4 protein-coding genes and 1 tRNA gene are annotated in these 6,000 nt (G+C 28.5%); 2 read left to right on the top strand and 3 right to left on the bottom strand.

Features of this window, described 5'->3' with window-relative positions:
- Positions 1-300: 300 nt before the first annotated feature.
- Positions 301-3,021, bottom strand: a complete 2,721-nt coding sequence (locus tag ABDZ60_RS06225; protein WP_016207523.1) for a glycoside hydrolase family 3 N-terminal domain-containing protein — start codon at positions 3,019-3,021, stop codon at positions 301-303.
- Between the two features lie 478 nt (positions 3,022-3,499).
- On the opposite strand from ABDZ60_RS06225, the gene ABDZ60_RS06230 reads away from it, so the two are divergent.
- Positions 3,500-4,141: an HAD family hydrolase gene (locus ABDZ60_RS06230; RefSeq protein ID WP_343776978.1), complete on the top strand. Its 642-nt coding sequence runs from the start codon at positions 3,500-3,502 to the stop codon at positions 4,139-4,141.
- Positions 4,142-4,339: 198 nt separating this feature from the next.
- Here the strand turns inward: ABDZ60_RS06230 and ABDZ60_RS06235 are convergent, their stop codons facing one another.
- Positions 4,340-5,086, bottom strand: a complete 747-nt coding sequence (locus tag ABDZ60_RS06235; RefSeq protein WP_047002136.1) for a peptidylprolyl isomerase — start codon at positions 5,084-5,086, stop codon at positions 4,340-4,342.
- A gap of 289 nt (positions 5,087-5,375) precedes the next feature.
- On the opposite strand from ABDZ60_RS06235, the gene bcp reads away from it, so the two are divergent.
- The gene (bcp, locus tag ABDZ60_RS06240) at positions 5,376-5,828 is read left to right on the top strand and encodes a thioredoxin-dependent thiol peroxidase (RefSeq protein ID WP_016207526.1); all 453 of its coding nucleotides are present in this window, start codon (positions 5,376-5,378) and stop codon (positions 5,826-5,828) included.
- A 30-nt stretch (positions 5,829-5,858) separates the two neighbouring features.
- Here bcp and ABDZ60_RS06245 read toward each other — a convergent pair.
- Positions 5,859-5,934: transfer RNA gene (locus ABDZ60_RS06245), tRNA-Phe, on the bottom strand.
- Positions 5,935-6,000: the final 66 nt, after the last annotated feature.

Raw genomic sequence — 6,000 nt, forward strand, 5'->3', positions numbered from 1 at the left:
AGAGGTTTTTTACATTTTAAGTACAATTAATATTTTTTTCTTAAATTACATAGCTAATTACAATCTATATAATCATTAACCTCTTTAAGTTCATCATCAAATCCAATAGATTTACAAGAAATTAATACTATTGGTATTATTGATATATAAGCACACAATATTAATATCAACATAAATCTTATCCCCTTTTCATATTTCTATTTATGATAATTATATGAAAAAGGTTTCAAATGTGTTATGCATTTTTTATTTTTTATAAAAAAGGAAAGAAATTATTGTTTTCTCTCCTTTTTAATTATATTATTTTTTAAACTTTCTTAAGGCAATCCCTGCAATAGCCATAATACTGCCTAAAATAACTGTTCCTACTGGTGATGCTCCCCCTGTCTCTGGAAGATTATCATTATTACCTTTACCATTATTATTGTCTGTATTATCAGACTTAGCCTTTACCGTTATCTTAACTATTTTTTCTGTAATGTTTTTATTACTATCTTCAACTGAATATACAACTTTATACTCTCCAGCTTTTGTTGTATCAACATTATTTTCCTTAACCTTTATATTTGAAGATATATCTCCATCTTCTTCATCGGAAGCTTTCACATCTTTCATTGGATCAAATTTATCTCCTACAGTCAAAGTTTTATCTTCTGCTATTATACTTGGAGCTTTATCCTCTATAAGTTGAATTGCAGCTTCTGATAATGAAGCTATAAATATTCTATCCTTATTATCTTTTACTGATAGATTCTCTACCTTAATAACTTCAGAAATACTTTCAGTTTTAGCTTTAAACTTTATTTCGAAGCTTTCATTGCTTATTACTTTATCATTTAAAGCTTCTACATCAATTATTAATTTTCCATTTTCAATCTTATTATTTAATATTTTCACATTTTCACTATTAGATTTAACTTCCAAAACTTCTAATGCATTTGTATTAAAATTAATTGTTGCAGAATAAGTCTTACTTTGTAAATGTTCTGGTACATCATTTAATTTAACTTTTGCTATAAAATCTTTACCTTCTTTAATACTAGTTGGCATCTCAACGCTAGTAGTTCCTAATGATGTTAAATTTGTTATTCCATATCCAAAGTTATATTTATTACTAGTTAGATCATATTTGCCATCTGCTGCAAGATTCGGAACATCTACTGGGAGAATTCCTGTTGCCTCATGAGCTCCAAAAATAACATCCATAATAGCTGGAATATTTGGACCAAAAGCCTTTATAGGTGACAATCCTCCATCTGCTTCTGTAGGATCCATACCTTTATATCCATATGCTATAACTTTAGCCGCTGCTCCATCACGACCTGTAACATCATACGGATGTCCAAGACTTCCTAAAATCACAGATTTTCCCTTTATTTTAGCATATTCAAAAACTTCTGTTGGATATTTAGTTAACCAGTGAGTTGCAGCTAAGTGTGCAGAGCTTGATATTTCTGATAATATAACGATTTCATCAGCTAAATCAATTTTTGCTTTTGTTGCATCATCTAATATTGTTTTCTTATTATATGAAACTAAGTCATAATTTACATCGTTTATCTTACCTTCACTTATTAATCTAGTTATACCAAATTTCATACCTGGTAATTCATTGTCATATGGAGCTAATAATAGTATATTATCGCCTTCCTTAGGATTTAAAGGTAAGATATTGTTCTCATTTTTAACTACAGTTATAGCATTAGCTGCAACTCTTCTTTCAATATCTCTATTTTCTTTTGATCCTACTACAGTTTTAGCATTGTTAATCTTTTCTTCTAAAGTTCTAGTATCATTTTTAACTTCCATTATTCCTCTATCTATTTTTAATTTAACAACTCTTTCTGCTGATTGATCTATTCTCTCTAGTGGTATCTCGCCTGTACCTACTGCTGCTTTAACTTCATTTATTATGTTTTCTAATTTAACTACATCTGCTTTACTTCTTAAGATTGTAGGCATTAAAGCAATATCTACCCCTGCTTTGAATGTTAATTTAACAGCTTCTGATTCTCCAAAGTTATCACTAATAGCTTGCATGTTAAGTGCATCAGTTACTACGACACCATCATAAGAAAGTTCTTTTCTTAAAATACCTGTTACTATATCATCAGATAATGTAGCTGGAAATGCAATTTGTTGGCCATCTTTTTTGGATACATAAGTATCCTTTTCTACTTGTGGAAATTGTATATGAGCTGTCATTATCATATCTACGCCTTTATCTATTGCTGCTTTAAAAGGCTTTAATTCCATATTTCTTAATTCTTCTATAGATTTATTTACTACTGGCAATCCATAATGAGAATCTGTGGCTGTATCTCCGTGACCTGGAAAATGCTTAGCTGCTGCTGATACTCCTTGACCTTGAATACCTTCAATAATCTTACTTCCCAATCTACCCACTAAATCTGGATTGCTTGATATGGACCTAAGATGTATAACTGGATTATTAGGATTATTATTTACATCTACAGTTGGTGCAAAGTCAACATTAATTCCTAATGATTTTAATTCCCTACCGATTACATATCCTGAATCATAAGCATCATCTTCACTTCTTGTTGCTCCTATAGCCATATTTCCTGGTAGATTTGTACCTGTACCTAATCTAGTAACTACTCCTCCCTCTTGGTCTATAGTAAGTAATAATGGTAAATTTCCGTCTTTATCATTTATTGCTACCTGTTGATAATCATTAACTAATCTAACTGTTTGCTCTGTGTCCTTTACGTTGTTAGCAAATAATATAACTCCACCTAAATCATACTTGTCTACAATTTCTGCTATTTCAGAGTTCATAACTGTCACATCTTGTACTGCAGATTCTCCTTGAGCTTTCCATTGTCTAAAATCAGGCATAATCATTTGTCCAATTTTTTCGTCTAAAGTCATTTTGGATACGATTTCCTTTGCTTGAGTTTTTGAGTCCATAGCATATGTTCTATTAGATGGTAAAGTAAATAATGAAGTAGTAATCATAGTTGCTGCTAAGAGTAATGAAATTTTTTTCTTGTTCATAAAAAATCCCCCTATAAATAATAAATATTAATTAACAATTGTATCCTTGCCATTAAATATGAAACCTCCTTCTCATAAAATTTTAGATAATATTTAGTTAGCAAAGAAAACAATAAATAAACTTATGTAAAAAAATTTAAATCTATTATTTTATTGTAAAATAGCAACAAAAAAGCTCCCTCACTAAAAAGTAAGAAAGCTAATGCCCAAATGGTTGCACGCAATACAAATATACTATATATTCCCTTTAATGTTATTATATATAATATTTTTATTTTTGTAAACCTTTTTATAAAGAACTTTATTAATACATCGTTTATGTATTATAATCAATATAATATTTACTGTTTACTTAAGGATTATTTTTTATTATAATATTACTTTATCTTCATTTTATAATATATATTATAATTCTTTATTCATTAATAATATATTATATTACTATATTTAACATATTATACAAGGGGGTAACTAACATATGAATAATATTGAAGCTGTTATATTTGATTTGGATGGAACGTTAATCGATTCAATGAATATATGGGCTAAAATAGATGAGGAGTATTTAGGCAATTTTGGACTTACTGTCCCTGAAAAACTTCAAGAGGAAATAACTCATCTTACTCTTACAGAAACAGCTCTTTACTTTAAAGAAAATTTTAATATTGAAAATAAGATAGAAGATATAATATCAACATGGCATGATATGGCTTTTTATCACTACTCTAACACTATTAAATTAAAAGATGGAGTGATTCCTTATTTGAAGTCATTAAAAGATATGAATATAAAAATTGCTTTAGCAACTAGTAACTCTGTTCCTCTACTAGAAGCCACTCTAAAAAATAATGGAATATATGATTACTTTGATGCAATAACAACAACAGAAGAAGTAAAAAAATCTAAAGATAATCCCGATATATACTTGTTATCAGCCAAAAAACTTAATGTATCTCCTGAAAGATGCTTAGTTTTTGAAGATATAGTACAAGCTGTTAATGGAGCTAAACTTGCTGGTATGAAAGTGTATTCTGTATATGATGAATCATCTAAAAGCCAAAAAGAAGAACTAATAAGATTATCTGATAAATACATATTGACTTTCAATGAACTACTGTAATATTTTGAGAAGCATTTTTCAGTTCGTAGTTCACAAGACACAGTTATGGAGATAATTCAGCTCTGCTGAATTAAGAAAGCATTATATCAACTATTTGATCGTTGATATAACTTAAAATTCAGAAACTACGAAGTAGTTTCATCCTAAACTGTGAATTGTGCACTGTGAACTAAAAGAAATTGCTTCGCAATTTATATTCTATGCTCTAGTAACTCCGTATTTCTTTTCTAATTCTTTTACAACATCTAAATATTTTCTTTGTTGCATTTCTTGTAATAATGTATTAACTATTTGCTCTTTAACTTCCTCAAATAACATTTCTTTTCCTTCATTTTTATCCTCAACTTTTATTAAATGATATCCAAATTGAGTTTGAACTGGATCACTTACAACATTAATTTCCAATTTAAATGCTGCGTCTTCAAATTCAGGAACCATCATTCCTCTACCAAATGAACCTAAATTACCCCCTTGCTCCTTTGAAGGGCAAGTTGAATATTTAATAGCTGCATCTTCAAATGTTATTTCATTTAAAGTTATTTCATTTTTAATCTTATCACAAAGCTCTTTTGAATCTACTAATATATGTTTTGCTGATATGGTAGGTTGTTGTATAAACGCATCTTTATTTGTATTATAATAATTTAATGCATCTTCATCTGTAACAGTAACTTCTAGTAATACTTTATTTATTGTTAATTGAGTTAAAATATCCTTTTCCGCCTGTCTTACATTTTCTTTATATTCCTCTGTAGAATCTATATTTAACTCTTTTCCTAAAATATTTATAAGCTCAAAAGAAACCATTTGTTCTAATAATTGTTTTTTTGCTTCCACAGTTTCAAAATATCCTCTTCTCTCTGCTGGATATCTCTCTACTACAGTTTGTAAATCCGATTCCTTTATTTCTCTTCCTGCTACGGTAGCCAAAATCTTATCTTCCATTAAAATTCTCCTTTAATCAATAAATTTATTAACATCATTAATTATAACAGAGTTTATAATAAAATATATAGAATTTATTAAATTCCTTAAATATGGTTAATATTGTATTATCAGTATATTCATTTTTTTATTTCATTTAAAGAAATATATTGATTATTTAATATATTATTAGTATCAATCCTATAGATATTTGTTTGGAATAATATTTAGTACTAATAATCAATTACTTATTGATAATAATAATTATTCGTACTATAATAAAATAAAGTCAAAAAGGAGGATCATTATTATGAAATTAGGAAGTTTAGCACCAGACTTTAATCTTATTGGGTCTGATGGAAGAGACCATAAATTAAGCGATTATCGAGGAAAAAAAGTTATATTATATTTTTATCCGAAAGATAATACTCCAGGTTGCACTACTGAAGCTTGTGACTTTAGGGATAACATAAAAACAATAAATGATTTAAATACTGTTGTAATTGGCATAAGTAAAGATAGCTTAAATTCACATAGTAAATTTATTGAAAAACTTAATTTACCTTTTATTCTTTTAAGTGATGAAGAAAAAATTGTTTGTGAATTATATGATGTTATAAAAGAAAAAAACATGTATGGCAAGAAGGTCCTAGGTATAGAAAGAAGCACTTTTATAGTAGATGAAAATGGTATTTTGGTAAAAGAGTTTAGAAAAGTTAAAGTTAAAGATCATATAAAAGAAGTACTAGATGCGATAAAATAAAAAAAACACTAACAAATGTTAGTGTTTTTTTGGTGGCTCGACCAGGAATCGAACCAGGGACACGAGGATTTTCAGTCCTCTGCTCTACCGACTGAGCTATCGAGCCATATAACCTGGCAACGTTCTACTCTCCCACACAGTCTCCCATGCAGTACCATCGACGCTGTAGAGC

This window comes from Clostridium sartagoforme, from assembly GCF_039521405.1.
Taxonomy (GTDB): domain Bacteria; phylum Bacillota; class Clostridia; order Clostridiales; family Clostridiaceae; genus Clostridium; species Clostridium sartagoforme.